At 72.8% G+C, this 14288-nt stretch carries 13 protein-coding genes; 5 read left to right on the top strand and 8 right to left on the bottom strand.

Translation table 11 applies throughout. The features are described from left to right. Window positions 1-172 precede the first annotated feature (172 nt). Window positions 173-3472, top strand: coding sequence for a BREX system ATP-binding domain-containing protein (locus ABZS66_RS35865; protein ID WP_354765645.1), 3300 nt, complete (start codon window positions 173-175; stop codon window positions 3470-3472). A gap of 92 nt (window positions 3473-3564) precedes the next feature. Beyond that, window positions 3565-4938: an FAD-binding oxidoreductase gene (locus tag ABZS66_RS35860; protein WP_354765643.1), complete on the top strand. Its 1374-nt coding sequence runs from the start codon at window positions 3565-3567 to the stop codon at window positions 4936-4938. Here the strand turns inward: ABZS66_RS35860 and ABZS66_RS35855 are convergent. Next, window positions 4935-5306: a DUF2267 domain-containing protein gene (locus tag ABZS66_RS35855; protein WP_354765641.1), complete on the bottom strand. Its 372-nt coding sequence runs from the start codon at window positions 5304-5306 to the stop codon at window positions 4935-4937. The genes ABZS66_RS35860 and ABZS66_RS35855 overlap by 4 nt on opposite strands. A 63-nt stretch (window positions 5307-5369) precedes the next feature. Between ABZS66_RS35855 and ABZS66_RS35850 the strand changes: the two genes are divergently transcribed. Next, window positions 5370-5783: a hypothetical protein gene (locus tag ABZS66_RS35850; protein WP_354765639.1), complete on the top strand. Its 414-nt coding sequence runs from the start codon at window positions 5370-5372 to the stop codon at window positions 5781-5783. Here the strand turns inward: ABZS66_RS35850 and ABZS66_RS35845 are convergent. The 7 genes from ABZS66_RS35845 to ABZS66_RS35815 form a co-directional block, all read right to left on the bottom strand. Continuing rightward, a complete protein-coding gene (locus ABZS66_RS35845; RefSeq protein WP_354765637.1) occupies window positions 5718-7139 on the bottom strand; it encodes a hypothetical protein in 1422 nt (473 codons plus the stop codon). The genes ABZS66_RS35850 and ABZS66_RS35845 overlap by 66 nt on opposite strands. After that, window positions 7136-7984 carry an ABC transporter ATP-binding protein gene (locus ABZS66_RS35840; RefSeq protein WP_354765635.1) on the bottom strand — a complete coding sequence of 283 codons (849 nt, stop codon included), beginning with the start codon at window positions 7982-7984 and terminating at the stop codon, window positions 7136-7138. Before ABZS66_RS35840 ends, ABZS66_RS35845 begins: the two co-directional genes overlap by 4 nt. 3 nt (window positions 7985-7987) lie before the next feature. Continuing rightward, window positions 7988-9028: a histidine kinase gene (locus tag ABZS66_RS35835; RefSeq protein ID WP_354765633.1), complete on the bottom strand. Its 1041-nt coding sequence runs from the start codon at window positions 9026-9028 to the stop codon at window positions 7988-7990. Next, on the bottom strand, window positions 9025-9660 hold the full coding sequence (locus tag ABZS66_RS35830; protein ID WP_354765631.1) for a response regulator transcription factor: 636 nt from the start codon (window positions 9658-9660) through the stop codon (window positions 9025-9027). Before ABZS66_RS35830 ends, ABZS66_RS35835 begins: the two co-directional genes overlap by 4 nt. A 78-nt stretch (window positions 9661-9738) precedes the next feature. Further along, window positions 9739-10485: a class I SAM-dependent methyltransferase gene (locus ABZS66_RS35825; protein ID WP_354765629.1), complete on the bottom strand. Its 747-nt coding sequence runs from the start codon at window positions 10483-10485 to the stop codon at window positions 9739-9741. 182 nt (window positions 10486-10667) lie between these two features. After that, window positions 10668-11411, bottom strand: coding sequence for an ABC transporter permease (locus ABZS66_RS35820; protein ID WP_354765627.1), 744 nt, complete (start codon window positions 11409-11411; stop codon window positions 10668-10670). Next, window positions 11408-12349, bottom strand: a complete 942-nt coding sequence (locus ABZS66_RS35815) for an ATP-binding cassette domain-containing protein (RefSeq protein WP_354765625.1) — start codon at window positions 12347-12349, stop codon at window positions 11408-11410. The genes ABZS66_RS35820 and ABZS66_RS35815 overlap by 4 nt, the downstream gene beginning before the upstream one ends. Window positions 12350-12491: 142 nt before the next feature. Between ABZS66_RS35815 and ABZS66_RS35810 the strand changes: the two genes are divergently transcribed. Together ABZS66_RS35810 and ABZS66_RS35805 are read left to right on the top strand one after the other, a co-directional pair. Continuing rightward, window positions 12492-12998, top strand: coding sequence for a SigE family RNA polymerase sigma factor (locus tag ABZS66_RS35810; protein ID WP_354765623.1), 507 nt, complete (start codon window positions 12492-12494; stop codon window positions 12996-12998). Window positions 12999-13543: 545 nt separating this feature from the next. After that, a complete protein-coding gene (locus ABZS66_RS35805; protein WP_354765621.1) occupies window positions 13544-14050 on the top strand; it encodes a hypothetical protein in 507 nt (168 codons plus the stop codon). Window positions 14051-14288: the final 238 nt, after the last annotated feature.

The following is a 14288-nucleotide window of genomic DNA, read 5'->3' as shown; positions in this document are numbered from 1 at the left end:
GGGGACACGGCCACCAACACCGCCGCGGGCGCGGGGTGTAAGGTGGCTTTCGACCGCGCCGACGACACCCCCAAACCCCCCCGGGCGGGGGACGCCGTCATGTCGGCGTCCCCGGCGCTTCCCGCGCAATACCCGACAGAGATCGCGCTGAACCGCCGTTATGGTGACGGCCGTGACGCGGCTCGACTTCCGGATCCTCGGACCGCTTGAGGTACGGACGCCGGCCGGCGAGCCGCTCGACCTCGGCGCCCGCAAGCAGCGCGCCGTCCTGGCGCTGCTGCTGGTGGACCCCGGCCGGGTCGTGTCGGTGGACCGGATCGTCCACGGCCTGTGGGCCGGCGAGGCGCCGTCGAGCGCGACGGGCACGCTCCAGGCGTACGTCTCCCAGCTGCGCCGGGTGCTCGAACCCGACCGCCCGCCGCGCACCCCGCCCGCCGTGCTGGTGACCCGCGACCCCGGCTACGCGCTGGCGGTGGCGCCGTCCCAGGTCGACGCCCTGCGCTTCGCCGCTGCGGTCGAGGCGGCCCGCGGCAGTCTCCGTGACGGTGACTACGACCTCGCGGAACGCTCGCTGACCGCGACGCTGGGGGAGTGGCGCGGCGAGCCGTTCGCCGACTTCGCCGACGAGGAGTTCACCGTCGCGGTCGCCGCCCAGCTGACCGAGCTGCGCGACAGTGCGGTCGAGGACCTGATCGAGGTCCAGCTCGCGACCGGTCGCCTTTCCGACGCGGCGGCCGCCGCGCAGGGTCTGCTGGAGCGCCATCCCTTCCGGGAACGGGCCTGGGGCCAGCTCATGATCGCCCTGTACCGCGACGGCCGCCAGGCGGACGCCCTGGCCGCCTACCGCCGCGCCCGTGAGCTCCTGGACAGCGAGCTCGGCCTGCCCCCGGGCCCGGACCTGCAGGCCCTGGAGGCGGCGATCCTCCGCCAGGAACTGGATCTCGGACGCGCTCCGGTCGCCGGTGCCACCGAGGTCGTCACACTCGTGGGCCGGGCGGCCGAGGAGCAGCGGATCGCCGAGCGCATCAGCCAGGTCGGCAGCGGGCGCGGTGGTGTCCTGCTCGTCGTCGGTGAGGCCGGCGTCGGGAAGAGCCTGCTCGCCGAGTGGGCCGCCGCGACCGCCGAGCGGCACGGGCTCGGCACCGCCTGGAGCCGGTGCGTCGAGGCCGGGGCCACGCCGGCGTTCTGGCCGTGGGCGCAGGTGCTGCGCGCACTGCCGGACACTGCCGAACGACGGCACCTGCGCGACGTGCTCGCCGGGCGCGGCGAGAGCGAATGGCGGCGGGAGGACCCCGACGCCGGCCTGTTCCACCTGCACGAGGCCGTGGCCGAGACGCTGCGCGAGGCCGCCCGCGAGCGGCCGCTGCTCGTCGTGGTCGACGACCTGCACGTCGCCGACGCCTCGTCGTTGCAACTGCTCGCGCACCTCGCGCCGACCCTGCACCGGCTGCCGATCCTGCTGCTGGCCACCCTGCGTCCGGAGGCCGGCGACGCCGACCCGGCGCTGCGCGAGGCGCTCGCGCTGCTCGCGAACGAGCGCGGTGCCGAGCGTTTGCGGCTCGGATCGTTCACCGCCGTGGACATCGCCGACTACCTGGGTGGCCGGCCAGGCGACGGCGTGGTCGCGGCCCTGCTCGAACGCACCGGCGGCAACCCCTTCTACCTCAAGGAGCTTCTGCGCCTGCTGGCCAGCGAGCACCCCGGCGGCTGGGGCTCGGCCCAGGCCGTCGTGGACACCGGCGTGCCCGAGAGCGTCCGGGACGTCATCTCCCGCCGGGTGTCGCGGCTGCCCGACGCGACCCAGGTGCTGCTGCACGCCGCCGCCGTCATCGGCCGCGACGTGAGCCTGCTCGTGCTGGAGGCGAGCACCGGCCGGCCCAACGAGGCGGTGCTGGAGGCGCTGGAGCCGGCGGTGGCCGCCGGGCTGCTCACCGAGGTGCCGGGGACGTGGGACTACCGCTTCTCGCACGCGATCGTGCGCGACACGGTGTACGGCGGGCTCAGCCGGCTCCAGCGGGCCCGGCTGCACAAACAGGTCGGCGAGGCCCTGGAGCGCGTCGAGGACCCGGCCCTGCTGCATCTGCTCGTGCACCACTTCACGATGGCCGCGCCGCTCGGCGTCGCCGACCGGGCCGTGCGGCACGCCCGCCGCGCCGCGGAGCTCGCGATGGCCCAGCTCGCCTACGACGAGGCCGCCCGCTACCTGGAGACGGCGCTCGGCGCGACCCGGCCCGGCGCGAGCGAGGACCGCGGCCGGCTGCTCGTCCAGCTCGGCGTCGCCCGCCGCGCGGCCGGTGACCTGGTCGGCACGCGGGCCGTCCTCGACGAGGCGCTCACCGTGGCCACCCAGCTCGGCGACGACGAGCTGGCCATGGACGCCGCCACCCTGTTCGGCGGCGTGACCCTGTGGACGTGGCGCCCGTACCTCTCCGTCGACGAGCGCATGATCGGCATCCTGCGGGCCCAGCTCGGCCGGCTCGACCCGGCCGACGACCGGCGGCGGGCGGTGCTGCTCGGCACCCTCGCGGTCGAGCTGTACTACAGCCCCGACCGCCCCGAAGGCGAGGAGCACGCGACGCGGGCCGTCGCCCTGGCCCGCGGAAGCGGCGACCCCGACCTGTTGATCCGCACGCTGAACAACTACTGGGTCGCCGCCTGGGTGCCGCAGCGGGAGGCGCGGCGCCGCGCGGTCGTCGACGAGCTGCTCGCCATGGACCCGCTCGCGCCGACCGTCGAGGTGACCGCCCGGCTGCACCGCATGATGTCGCACACGATCGCCGGTGACCTCGCCGGGTTCGACGCCGATCTCGCCCGGTGCGTCCGGCTGGCCGAGGAGATCCGCACCCCGGTGCTGGGCGCGCAGGTCAAGTACGCGCGGGCCGGGCGCGCCCTCAACGCCGGCGACTGGGCCACCGCGGAGCGGCTGGTCGGCGAGGCGTTCGCGCTGCAGGAGCACACCAGCCTCTGGGGCACGCACTGGATTCGCCTCGCCATGCTCCACACCAACCGGCGTTTCCAGGGCCGGCCGGGGGACCTGCGCGACGAGCTGGTACGCCGGGCCGACGAGCCGGCCCTGGAGCTCCTGCGCCCGATCGCGGTGCTGGCGGCCTGCGAGTCCGGCGACGAGCACCTGGCCCGCGAACTGATCGGCCGCTGGGGCACCGCCCGTGAAGACCTCTGGTGCTGGGGCCTCATCGCGTTCCAGTGGGGCCTGGTGGCGGCGCGGCTGGGGACCCCGGACCCGCAGAAGTTGTACGACGAGATCCTGCCCCTCGCCGACCAGTGGTCCACGGTCGGCAGCGCCTGCGCGACCTGGGGCACGCTGCACTTCGTGCTCGCCGAGCTGGCGGCCCGGCTCGGCTCCCCGATGGCCGTCGAGCACGCGGAAGCGGCCCTCGCCGAGCACAAACGAGCAGGGATCGCTCACTTGATCACCGCGAGTGAGGCTCAAGTCGCGCGGCTGGCGGCTTAAGTCACGACCTAGTTGCTCACAAGTGGCGCGCCGCAGAGTGACTCCTGCACGGCCCCCGCCCCGGGAGCCACCGTTCTAGGGCAGTTGTTCAGATGACGATTTCCGACATTTCGATAGATGACCTGATCACCGCCGTCGCCGGCCCGGTGTTCGTGCCGGGCGACGAGGCGTACGCCGCCGAGACGTTCGCCTGGAACGTCGCCCACCAGCACACGCCGCTCGTCGTCGTGGGCGCGACCAGCGCCGCCGACGTGGCCGCCGCGGTGCGCTGGGCCGGTCAGCACGGGCTCGCGGTCGCGGTCCAGGCGACCGGCCACGGCGCGGTACGCCCGGCCGAGAGCTGCGTCCTCGTCTCCACCACCCGCATGCAGCAGCTCAGCGTCGACCCGGCCACCCGCACCGTCCGCGCCGGCGCCGGCGTGCGCTGGTCGCAGGTGATCGAGGCGGCCGCGCCGCACGGCCTGGCCCCGCTCAATGGCTCGTCGTCGAACGTCGGCGTGGTCGGCTACACGCTCGGCGGCGGGATGGGCCCGCTCGGCCGCGCGTTCGGCTTCGCCGCCGACCACGTCCGCTCGGTCGAGATCGTCACCGCCGACGGCGCGGTGCGCACGATCGACGCCGACCGCGAGGCCGACCTGTTCTGGGCCGTGCGCGGCGGCAAGGGGAACTTCGGCATCGTCACCGCGATCGAGTTCGGCCTGGTGGAGGTGGCGACGCTGTACGCCGGCGGGATCTACTTCCCGGCCACCCACGCCGCCGAGGTTCTGCACAGGTTCCGCGAGTGGGCCCCCACCCTGCCCGAGCGCACGAGCACGTCGATCGCCGTGCTGCGCCTGCCTCCGCTGCCGCAGCTGCCCGAGCCGCTGCGCGGCGCGTTCGTGGTGCACCTGCGCTTCGCCCACCTCGGCCCCGCCTCGGAGGGCGCCGAGCTGCTGGCCCCGATGCGGGCGGCGGCCCCGGCCGTGATCGACGCCGTCGGTGAGCTGCCGTACCAGGCCATCGACGCCGTCCACCAGGACCCGGTCGACCCGATGCCGAGCCGCGAGCGGGGCGCCCTGCTCGGTGACCTGTCCGCTTCCACGATCGACCGCCTGCTGGAGGTCGCCGGCCCGCAGGTCGCCGACATCCCGGTGGTCATGGTCGAGCTGCGACTGATGGGCGGCGCCCTGTCCCGCCCGGCCACGGTCCCCAACGCGGTGAGCGGCCGCGGCGCCGCGTACTCGCTGTTCGTGATCGGCCTCGGCGTCCCCGAGCTGGCCCCGGTCGTCGACGCGGTGAGCGCCGGCATCGTGGCCGCGGCGGCCGCGGACACCGTGCCGGGCGGGCTGGTGAACTTCTCCGGCAGCGCGGTCCACGAGGCCCTGCTGGCCAACTGGTCGCAGGCCGACCGCGACCGCCTCCTGCGGATCAAGCGCTCCTACGACCCGACCAACCTGTTCTCGGCCAACCAGGCGCTGCTGGCCTAGGTCCGGGCCAGTTCCCGGTACTCGGCGGGCAGCTGGCTCAGCGCGTGCTGCACCCGCGCGCTGTCCGGCAGCTCGCTGAGTGTCGCGAGGATGACCCGCAGCCCGCGGGTCACCTCGTCCTGGTTGAGCCCGGTGCGCTCGCGCAGGTGCCGGGTGAAGTTCCGCAGCGGCTCGGGGTGGGCCTGCCCGTCGTGCTGGGCCACGTGCTCGGCCAGCTCGATGGGCAGGTCGAGGGCCAGCTCGCGGCTCTCGCCGCCGCTGAGCTGGCCGCCCAGCTGCTCCAGCGTGGCCCGGGTGAGGTCCAGGGCCTCCTCCTTGGCCAGCCCTGCCTGCTCCGCGACCCGCGCGGCGAACGTCCTGTCGTCCACGCCCTCCACCCTCCCCGGCTCCACGGGCTCCCGCCGCCGCACCCGCGGGGTGATAATCGCCTCGTGCACCGGCAGCGACTTCGCGCTCTCGCCGCCCTTTTCGGGGTGACCGCGCTCGGCGACTACGTGGTCGGTGACTACCTGCTCGGCGAGAAGCTGTTCGGAAACGAACCCACTGGCGACCTGGGGTTCGCGATCACCGTCTTCGTGGCGGGCCTGGCGGTGTCGTGGCTGATCGGCCGGGTGCCCGAAGGTTGGCCGCGCCGCGAGCCCCGGCCTTGGGAGTCGCTGCCACCGGAGATGGACAAGGTCCGCGAGCTCGCGCGGGCCGGCCGCCGGTTGCAGGCCATGCGGATGTATCGCGACCTCACCGGCGCCGACGTCGCCACGAGCCGGTTCGTCGTGAGCTCCCTAGCGGCGGGCGTGCCGGACGGCGGTCACGGAAAGGACCGTGACCAGGCAGCCGAGCGCGGCTGACCCGACCAGCGACGGCGGCAGGCCGCCCGTCATGAAGTTGAGCGACACGACGTCGTTGATGATGAGGTACCACCAGACCGTGTACAGCGCCTGGAACGTCCGGGGCGTGCCGGTAAGCGTGCCGAGCAGCAATGCGAGCGCCGGGACGAACAGCGACGCCGCCGCGAACGGCAGCGGCAGCTGCCACGACGCGAGCGCGCCGAGCGCCGCCGTCACCGCGACACCGGCCGCCCACGAGGCGAGCAACCGGACGTGCGGGGACGGGTACGCGGCCAGGAAGGTCGTCGTCCGGGTGCCCAGCCTCGACCACAGCAGCACCGGCCAGACCCAGATCAGGGCCAGCGCGACCCCGGGCGGGACGGCCAGCGGCAGCCAGAACAGCAGCGCCGCGCCCAGCCACCACCACCAGGGCGTGCCCTGCACCAGGATGCGCAGCTCGCCGGCGAACAGCTGCGGGAGGCCGGGCCCGTACGCCGGCGCGGTCCGCGGCAGTCCCCGGTAGACGGAGGGCGGCACCGGCACGTCGCCCGCCCGCGACGCCACCGGCCGGTCGAAGCGGTGGAACCACAACGCCGGCAACAGCGCCACCGCGACGGCCATAACGGACACGATCGCGCGCCCTCCGACGTACGAGGGCGGCAGGGCGAGGCCGGGCCACTCGAACGTCCGCAGGGGAGTGTCCACATAGGTCAGCCCCAGGCTGAACTCGCCGCCCGACATCGACGGCAGGTGCGGCAGCCCGATGCCGCCCAGCGGGGCCGACGGCGACTGCCCGCCCACCGCGCCCACCATCCACACGAAGAACCACAGGATGTTGCCCAGCCCGCCACGCAGCATCGGGGTCGTCTCGAACAGCACGGCCGCCGCCGCCGTCACCGCGAGCATGGGCAGCGCGATGAACAGGTACGGTGCGAGCAGCCCGGGCAGGTCGAGCGCGCGCGACTCGCCGCGCAGCTGCTGCAGCGCCAGGGTGGTCGCGGCGAGCGCGGCGGCCATCGATCCCAGGAGCAGCACGTTGCCGAGGAACTTCCCGCCGAGATAGACGGCCGTGCGCAGCGGCGTCGACGCGAGCAGATGGCCGACCCCGGTCCGCTCGTCGCGCGCCACAGTGTCACGCACGAGATAGAAGCCCACGAACGTCAGCCACAGCGCGCTGGTCAGTGCGGTCACCAGCCCGACGTAGGCGCCGGTGTAGACGCCGCGGCGGCCACCGGCGTCGAGCACCACCCAGTGCGCGTCGGCGGCCGGCACCGCGAGCCAGCCCAGCCCGATCGCCGACAGGAGCATCAGGAGGTACCCCGGCCGCCGCGTCCGCTCGCGAAAGTCCGCGACCGCCAGCCCCCACGCCGCCCTCATCGGTGCACCGCCGCGAGGTAGGCGTCCTCCAGGTCGGGCGCGACCGCGACGGCACCGGGCAGCGGCGGCGCCGTGGCGAGCATCCGCACCCGGATGCCGCCCGGCACCCGGACCCGGCGGGTGGTGCGGAACCGGAGCTCGGTCTCCGGCGGTACCACCGCCTCCCAGACGTGGCCGTCCACCGTCCGCAGCAGTTCGTCGGGCGTGCCGGCGAACCGCAGGCGCCCGTCCTTGACCACCGCGATCCGCCCCGCCACCGACTCGACGTCGGCCACGATGTGCGTGGAGAGCAGCACCACCCGGTCGGCGGCCAGGTCGCTCAGCAGGTTGCGGAAGCGGACCCGCTCCTCGGGGTCGAGGCCGGCGGTCGGCTCGTCGACGATGACCACGCGCGGGTCGGCGAGCAGCGTCTGCGCGATGCCGACCCGGCGCAGCATGCCGCCGGAGTACCCGCCGAGCGGCCGCTTCGCCGCGTGCGTGAGGTTGACCAGTTCGAGCAGTTCGTCGATGCGCGTTCGTGCAGAGCGCGCGGACAGTCCCTTCACCGCGGCCAGATATCCGAGGAACTCGCGCGCGCTGAGGTTCGGGTAGACGCCGAAGTCCTGCGGCAGGTACCCGAGCGCGCGCCGCAGCCGCGCTGGGCGGGCGACCGCGTCGGTGCCCTCGAACCGGACCTGGCCGCTGGTCGGCCGGGTGACCGTGGCGGCGATGCGCAGCAGCGACGACTTGCCGGCGCCGTTCGGCCCGAGCAGGCCGTGCAGCCCCGGCCCGAGCCGCAGGGTGAGGCCGTCGACGGCGCGCTTCGAGCCCTTGTAGACCTTCGTGATGTCGAGCAGTTCGAGCATGCGTCAAGCGTCGGGACGCGGCCGCTCCCGCACATCTGCCGAACGGGAGAGATCGCACGTGACGCGCCACCCGCCCCGGTACGGCCCGGCGGTGAGCCCGGGCACCCGCTCGCGCAGCCCGGCCAGGCCGCTGCCGCCCAGTCGCGAGGTCCCCTGCTGCCGGCTGCCGCTGTCCACGATCGTGAGCCGCCCGTCGCGGTCGAGCGTGACGGTGACGGTCGCGGCGTCCGGCGCGTGCCGGCGCACGTTGGTCAATGCCTCCACGACCACGTGGTATGCGGCGGTACCGGCGGTGCTGTCGATGTCCGGCTCGGCGTCCATGACGAGGGTCGCGCGGGTCGGGCCGCTCGCGTCGAACCGGGCGACGACGCCGGGGAGGTCCGCCAGCCCATAGCCGCGCATTGTCCGCACCAGCCGGTCCATCGCGTCGAGGGCCCTCTGCCCGGCCTCCTCGATCCGCTCGTAGGCGCCCGGGTCGCCGTCGAGCTGCGCGGCCTGCGCCTGGACGACGATCGCGGTCACCTCGTGCGCGACCAGGTCGTGCAGGTCGCGGGCCAGCCCGAGGCGCTGCTCCTGCTGCGCCTCCTCGGCTGCTCTCCGCCGCTTGTCGTCGCCGTAGCGCAGGTACAGCCCGACACCGGCGGTCCCGACGGCGACGGCGAACGCGGTCGCGACCAGCAGCACGGACCCGTCGAGCCGGTTGTCGGGCAGGTGCAGCGTCATGCGCAGCGGCAGGACAGTGAGGGCGAGACCGACGACGGTCGATTGCAGGACCGTTCCGCGGCGGGTGACGAGCACATGCAGTACTGCTAAAGCACAAAACTCGACGGGCATCCACAGCCCGGGCGGCTGGGGTGGCCCGTGATAGGCGACGTCGACGGCGAGCGACACGAGCGCCGCGGGCAGCGCCAGCCGCGGCATGATCAGCGCGACGACCGCGCCGACGCCGGCCACGGCCGGCAGGATCCCGGCGGCCCCGGTGAGCGGCACCGCGCACAAACCGACAAGCACGGTGAGCGCGACGCTCAGCCAACGCCACCTCATGGCGCGACGTTCCCGCTGTCCCACGCCCAGACGGCGATCCCGACCCGGTTGCGCACGCCGAGCTTGCGCTGGATGGCCGCGACATGCGTCTTCACCGTGCCGGCCGAGATGAACAGCCGGTCGCCGATCTCCGCGTTGGTCCGCCCGGCGCCGACGTGCCCGGCCACTTCGCGCTCCCGCTCGGTCAGCGGCTCCACCAGGGCTCGCGGCGCGGGCCGCGGCCCGGTGACGTGCTTGAGCAGCCGGACGGTGACCTCGGGGCTGATCAGGCTGTCCCCGGCGACGGCCGCCCGCACGGCGGCGACGAGCAGGGCCGGCCCGGACCGCTTGAGCAGGAACCCGGACGCCCCGTGCCGCAGTGCGGGGTACACGTACTCGTCGAGGTCGAACGTGGTGACCACGACGACCCGCGTGGGCGACCCGGCCAGCTCGCGGGTGACGGCAAGCCCGTCCATGCGCGGCATGCGCACGTCGATGAGCGCGACGTCCGGCTGCGTTGCGCGAATGAGCTCGATCGCCGCGACCCCGTCGCCGGCCTCCCCGACGACCTCGATGTCCCCGGCCGCACCGAGAATCCGCCGCAGCCCGTCCCGCACCATCGCCTGGTCGTCGGCGATGACCACCCGAATCACGCTGCCGAGCCTACGCGGGCGGGGCTGACCAGGGTTTCCTGGTCCATTTTTCTGGTCAGCCCCGCCCAGGTTTCCGGGTCAGTCGCGCTCGGCGACCAGCATCAGCCGGCCGGAGCCGACCGTGAACGGCGCACCGTCCGGGCCGGCGCACCGTTCCCGCACGGTGAATCCGCCCTCCGCGAGGAGCTCGGCCAGGTGGCCGACCGTGTACACGTGGTGCACGGCCGTCGCGGTGTGGCGCTCGTCCCCGCGGCGGAAGGTGTACGTGGTGAGCAGCCGGCTCGCGGTGACGTCGTACGACGTCACCGCCTCGACCTCGATGTCGCCGGTCCGCATGACCCGCTCACCGCCGATCGGCCCGGCCAGGACACCCTCAGCCGTCGCGTTGAAGTCGACGACCAGGCCACCTCCGGGCCGCACGGCGTTGCCGAGCGCGGCGATGAAGTCGCGCAGTCCGGCGGTACCGACATATCCGAAACTGTTGCCGAGACACACGGCGGCGTCGAAGTCGCCCGTCTGGGGCAGCTGCCGCATGTCCGCGACCCTGAGGTCGACCGTGAGCCCGGCCCGCGCGGCTGCGCGCCGGGCGTGCGTGACGGCCTCGTCCGAGATGTCGAGGCCGGTCACGGCGTATCCGGCCGTCGCGAACGCGAGCGCATGCCGCCCGCTGCCACACGGCACGTCGAGGATCCGTGCGCCGCGCCGCAGCCCGAGCCGCTGCTCGACGAACCGGATGTCGGCGGCGGTCAGTTCGGGGCCGGCGGCCCGGCGCCAGAACTCGTTGGGAAGTTCACTGAAGAAGGTTTCGTACCACTGGTGCTGCAATGCAGGAGCTCCTGTTCGGTGTGCGTTCGGATTCGTTCGATTCCCGGGCACACCGCACCGGACGACGCGATCGTCGCCGGCTCTCACTGGTGACCCGGGTCAGCACCCGGGGCCAGCCATGGCATCCTCCACAGACAGGTTTCCGGCACCCTATCGAGCGGCGCGCCACCTGTCGACGCGATTTATGCGCGCTTCTTGAACGTGGAGCGCGCCCACAGGTATCCGACGAGCGCGATCCCGACACACCAGGCGACGGCGGTGATCGCGTCGGTGGCGGAGGGCGCGCCGTTGAGCAGACCGCGCAGGGTCTCGATGATCGGCGTGAACGGCTGGTACTCCGCGAACTCCCGGATGCCGGGCCCCATCTTGTCCGCCGGGACGATCGCGCTGCTGAAGAAGGGCAGCAGGACCAGCGGGATCGCGGCCATGCCCGCCGTCTCCGGCGACTTCGCGAACAGCCCCAGGGCGACCGTGAACCACCCGGCAGCGGTGGCGAGCAGCACGATGAGCCCGACCGCGCCGAGCCAGTCGACGAGGCTCGCCGACGGGTCGAACCCCATGAGGAACGCCACCCCGACCAGCGCCGCGATGGCGATCAGGTTGGTCAGCACGCTGGCGACGACGTGCGCGGTGAGCACCGCGCTGCGCGAAACGTCCATGACCTTGAACCGGTTGATGATGCCCTTCGTCATGTCGGAGTTCACCGACGTCGCGGTGGCCCCGAGCCCGTAGCAGACGGCGAGCAGCATCAGCCCCGGCGTCGCGTAGTCGACGTAGTCGACCCCGACACTGAAGGCGTCACCGAGCATGTACACGAACATGAACATGATCACGATCGGCATCAGGACCGCGTTGAACACCGAGGTCGGATTCCGGGTGATGTGCTTGACGTTGCGGCGCAGCATCACGAGCGAGTTGGCGTTCATTTGGCGGCGACCTCCGTGGCGTGGCCGGTGAGGGCAAGGAAAACGTCGTCGAGGTCCGGCGTGTGCACGGAAATCTCCTCGGCACTGAGCGAATGCGCGTCGAGCTGGTCGAGCAGCGCGCGCAGCGACTGCGTGCCGCCGTCGCCGGGCACCCGCAGGGTCAGCGCCTCGTCGTCGCGCTGGGCCCCGGAGATGACGAGCGCGGCCGCCTCGAGCTCCGCGGCGGTACCGAACCGCAGCCGCACGTGGGTCCCGGGGATCATGCGCTTGAGCTCGTCGGGCGTCCCCTGGGCGACCAGCCGCCCCTGGTCGAGCACCGCGATCCGGTCGGCGAGCCGGTCGGCTTCCTCGAGATACTGGGTGGTGAGGAAGACGGTCACGCCGTCGCTGACCAGCTCACGGATGATCGTCCACATCGTGCGCCGGCTCCGCGGGTCCAGCCCGGTCGTAGGCTCGTCGAGGAAGATGATCCGCGGACTCCCGACGAGCGTCATGGCCAGGTCAAGCTTCCGGCGCATACCGCCGGAGTAGGTGGAGGCGAGCTTCTGCGCCGCCTCCACGAGCTCGAACCGCTCCAGCAACCGGGCGACGACCTTCTTGTCGTCCTTGATGCGCACGGGGCTGAGGTCGACCATGAGCTGCAGGTTCTCCTGCCCGGTCAACAGCTCGTCCACGGCCGCGAACTGCCCGGTGACCCCGATGGCCCGCCGCACGGCCTTGGCCTCGGTGACGATGTCATGCCCGTCGACCCGCACGCTGCCACCGTCGGCCTTCATGAGGGTGGTGAGCACGTTGACGGCGGTGGTCTTCCCGGCCCCGTTGGGCCCGAGCAGGGAGAAAGTCGTACCGGCCGGCACCGCGAAGTCGATGCCGTCGAGCACAACCTTGTCCCCGAACGCTTTCCGAAGCCCGGAAACCTCGATAGCTGAGCTACTCATGCGAACGACGATCGAGCAGGCCACTGTCACGCCCCTGACACGCTGCTGACACGGCGCCACACCCTGCGGCAGGTTCATGTGGGCAACCGTCGCCGCCGGCCGAGTGGTGTATTCGGCAGACGCGAGGTTGGGGGATTGGGCCATGGCTGAGCCGGACGGGTTCCGTGACTATGTCGCGGCACGGCAGCGCGGCCTTCTGCGGGCCGCGTGGTTGATGACCGGCGACTGGCACGCGGCCGAGGACCTGGTGCAGGCCGCGCTGGTGCGTGTGTGGCCGCGGTGGACCCGGGTCGTCGAGGCCGGTGACCCCGACGCGTACGTGCGCCGGGTGCTGGTCAACGTCTATTTGACCGCGCGTCGGCGGCGTTGGCGCGGAGAGTACGCAACCGGCGCGTTACCCGACTCGCCCGATGGCGCGGATGAGTTTGCGTCAGTGGACCTGCGCGACACCGTCGCCCGCGCGTTGTCGTCACTCGGCCGCCGCCAGCGTGCGGTGGTCGTACTGCGGTACTTCAACGACCTGTCCGAGGTGCAGGTCGCCGCCGCGATGGGTTGTTCGGTCGGCACGGTCAAGAGCCAGTCGGCCAAGGCACTGGCCAAGCTGCGGGTCGCGCTCACGCCCGCCGTGATCTCCGGGGGTCCGCGATGAATCCTGCCGAAGTCACCACAAACCTGCACGCCGCATTGGACGCTCTCGCGCCGGAGCCGCCCGCGGGCCCGAGCCTGTTCGACCGCGTCCGAGCCGACGTCACACGCCGTCGCGCCCGCCGCGCTCGCCGCGCGAGCGTGCTGTGCGGGGTGGTTGTGCTCGTCTTCGTCGGTGGCATAGCCGTTGCGGTGCACGAAACGCCGGCCACTGTCGCACCCACTGCGACCGAGACGCCAGGCACGACGACGAACCGGGCCGCCGCGGACGCCGATGCCACCCAGCGAGCCGACGCGTTCGTGGTACCAGACCCGGCCCTGCGTCAGAGCACGCCGCCGCGAGGGTCGCAGGAGATGGCCGGGGGTACGGCTCCGGCGGGAGATCGCCCGCACACGAGCGTGGCGACCCGCTGGTGGACGGTCCGGACGGCACCCGAGACGCTGCGTGAGCGTCTGGACGCCTACCTGCCGGCCGGGGCCACCGCCGCCGGATCGGGCTCCGGGCCAGGATCGTTCAGTCGCATGTACGGTTGGCCCGATCAGCCCGGAGTGCTGGTCGGCCGGCAGCTCATCGTGCAGGTCGACACGACGCGGCAACCATTGCTCGTCCGCGTGGACGCCGAGGCAACCTGGTTACCGACCCGCCCGCCGACCGCCCTGATCCCGACCACCACGACGACAGTCACGGTCACCCTGCACACGAAGACCCCCGGTCTCGGTAACCAGGCCGTACCGGCACGCACCTTCGGCCCGGCGACGATCACCGATCACAACCAGGTCGACCAGGTCGTGACGCTGATCAACCGCATGCCGATGGCGGCGGTCCGGGAGGGAACCATTCATTGCCCGGCCGACTCCGGCGGCACGATGGAGGCGATCTTCACCGGCCCCACCGGGATCGTCACCGCTCGACTTCGACTCACGCTCTCGGGCTGCCGCAGCAACCAATTGGAGATGCCGGACGGCACGGCGGCAGAGCTCGCCGACGACGGCGCCGAGGACCTGGGCACCACGATCCGCGGACTGCTCGGCCTCACTTGGACGTGGCAAACCTGACCTGGGGCGACTGCCTGCGCCTACCAGCCTCAAACAGCGGCGCGGCGGCGCGTCACACGGCACCGGTCGAAGCGGGAAATTCCCCGTCAACCTGCTGAAACAGGCGCAAGATCATGACACGCATTTGCCGGGGACCGCGACAAACGGTGGCATCTGGTTGCACGCGCGTAGGATCTCGCGGTGTTGAATACTTCCTGGTCGGCCGCCAGATTGGCTGGTCCTGGAGGTGCCCCCGGCA

The sequence above is a fragment of the Dactylosporangium sp. NPDC005572 genome, from assembly GCF_040605515.1.
Lineage (GTDB): Bacteria > Actinomycetota > Actinomycetes > Mycobacteriales > Micromonosporaceae > Dactylosporangium.
The sequence above is the reverse complement of the archived record's forward strand: the minus strand, read 5'-3'. Positions and strand labels throughout refer to the sequence as shown.

Bases quoted from the DNA above. Each gene is read 5' to 3' on its own strand.
- ABZS66_RS35835 (WP_354765633.1), bottom strand. From the start codon at position 9,028: ATGAGGTGGCGTTGGCTGAGCGTCGCGCTCACCGTGCTTGTCGGTTTG.
- ABZS66_RS35820 (WP_354765627.1), bottom strand. From the start codon at position 11,411: ATGAACGCCAACTCGCTCGTGATGCTGCGCCGCAACGTCAAGCACATC.
- ABZS66_RS35840 (WP_354765635.1), bottom strand. From the start codon at position 7,984: ATGCTCGAACTGCTCGACATCACGAAGGTCTACAAGGGCTCGAAGCGC.
- ABZS66_RS35845 (WP_354765637.1), bottom strand. From the start codon at position 7,139: ATGAGGGCGGCGTGGGGGCTGGCGGTCGCGGACTTTCGCGAGCGGACG.
- ABZS66_RS35860 (WP_354765643.1), top strand. From the start codon at position 3,565: ATGACGATTTCCGACATTTCGATAGATGACCTGATCACCGCCGTCGCC.
- ABZS66_RS35810 (WP_354765623.1), top strand. From the start codon at position 12,492: ATGGCTGAGCCGGACGGGTTCCGTGACTATGTCGCGGCACGGCAGCGC.
- ABZS66_RS35815 (WP_354765625.1), bottom strand. From the start codon at position 12,349: ATGAGTAGCTCAGCTATCGAGGTTTCCGGGCTTCGGAAAGCGTTCGGG.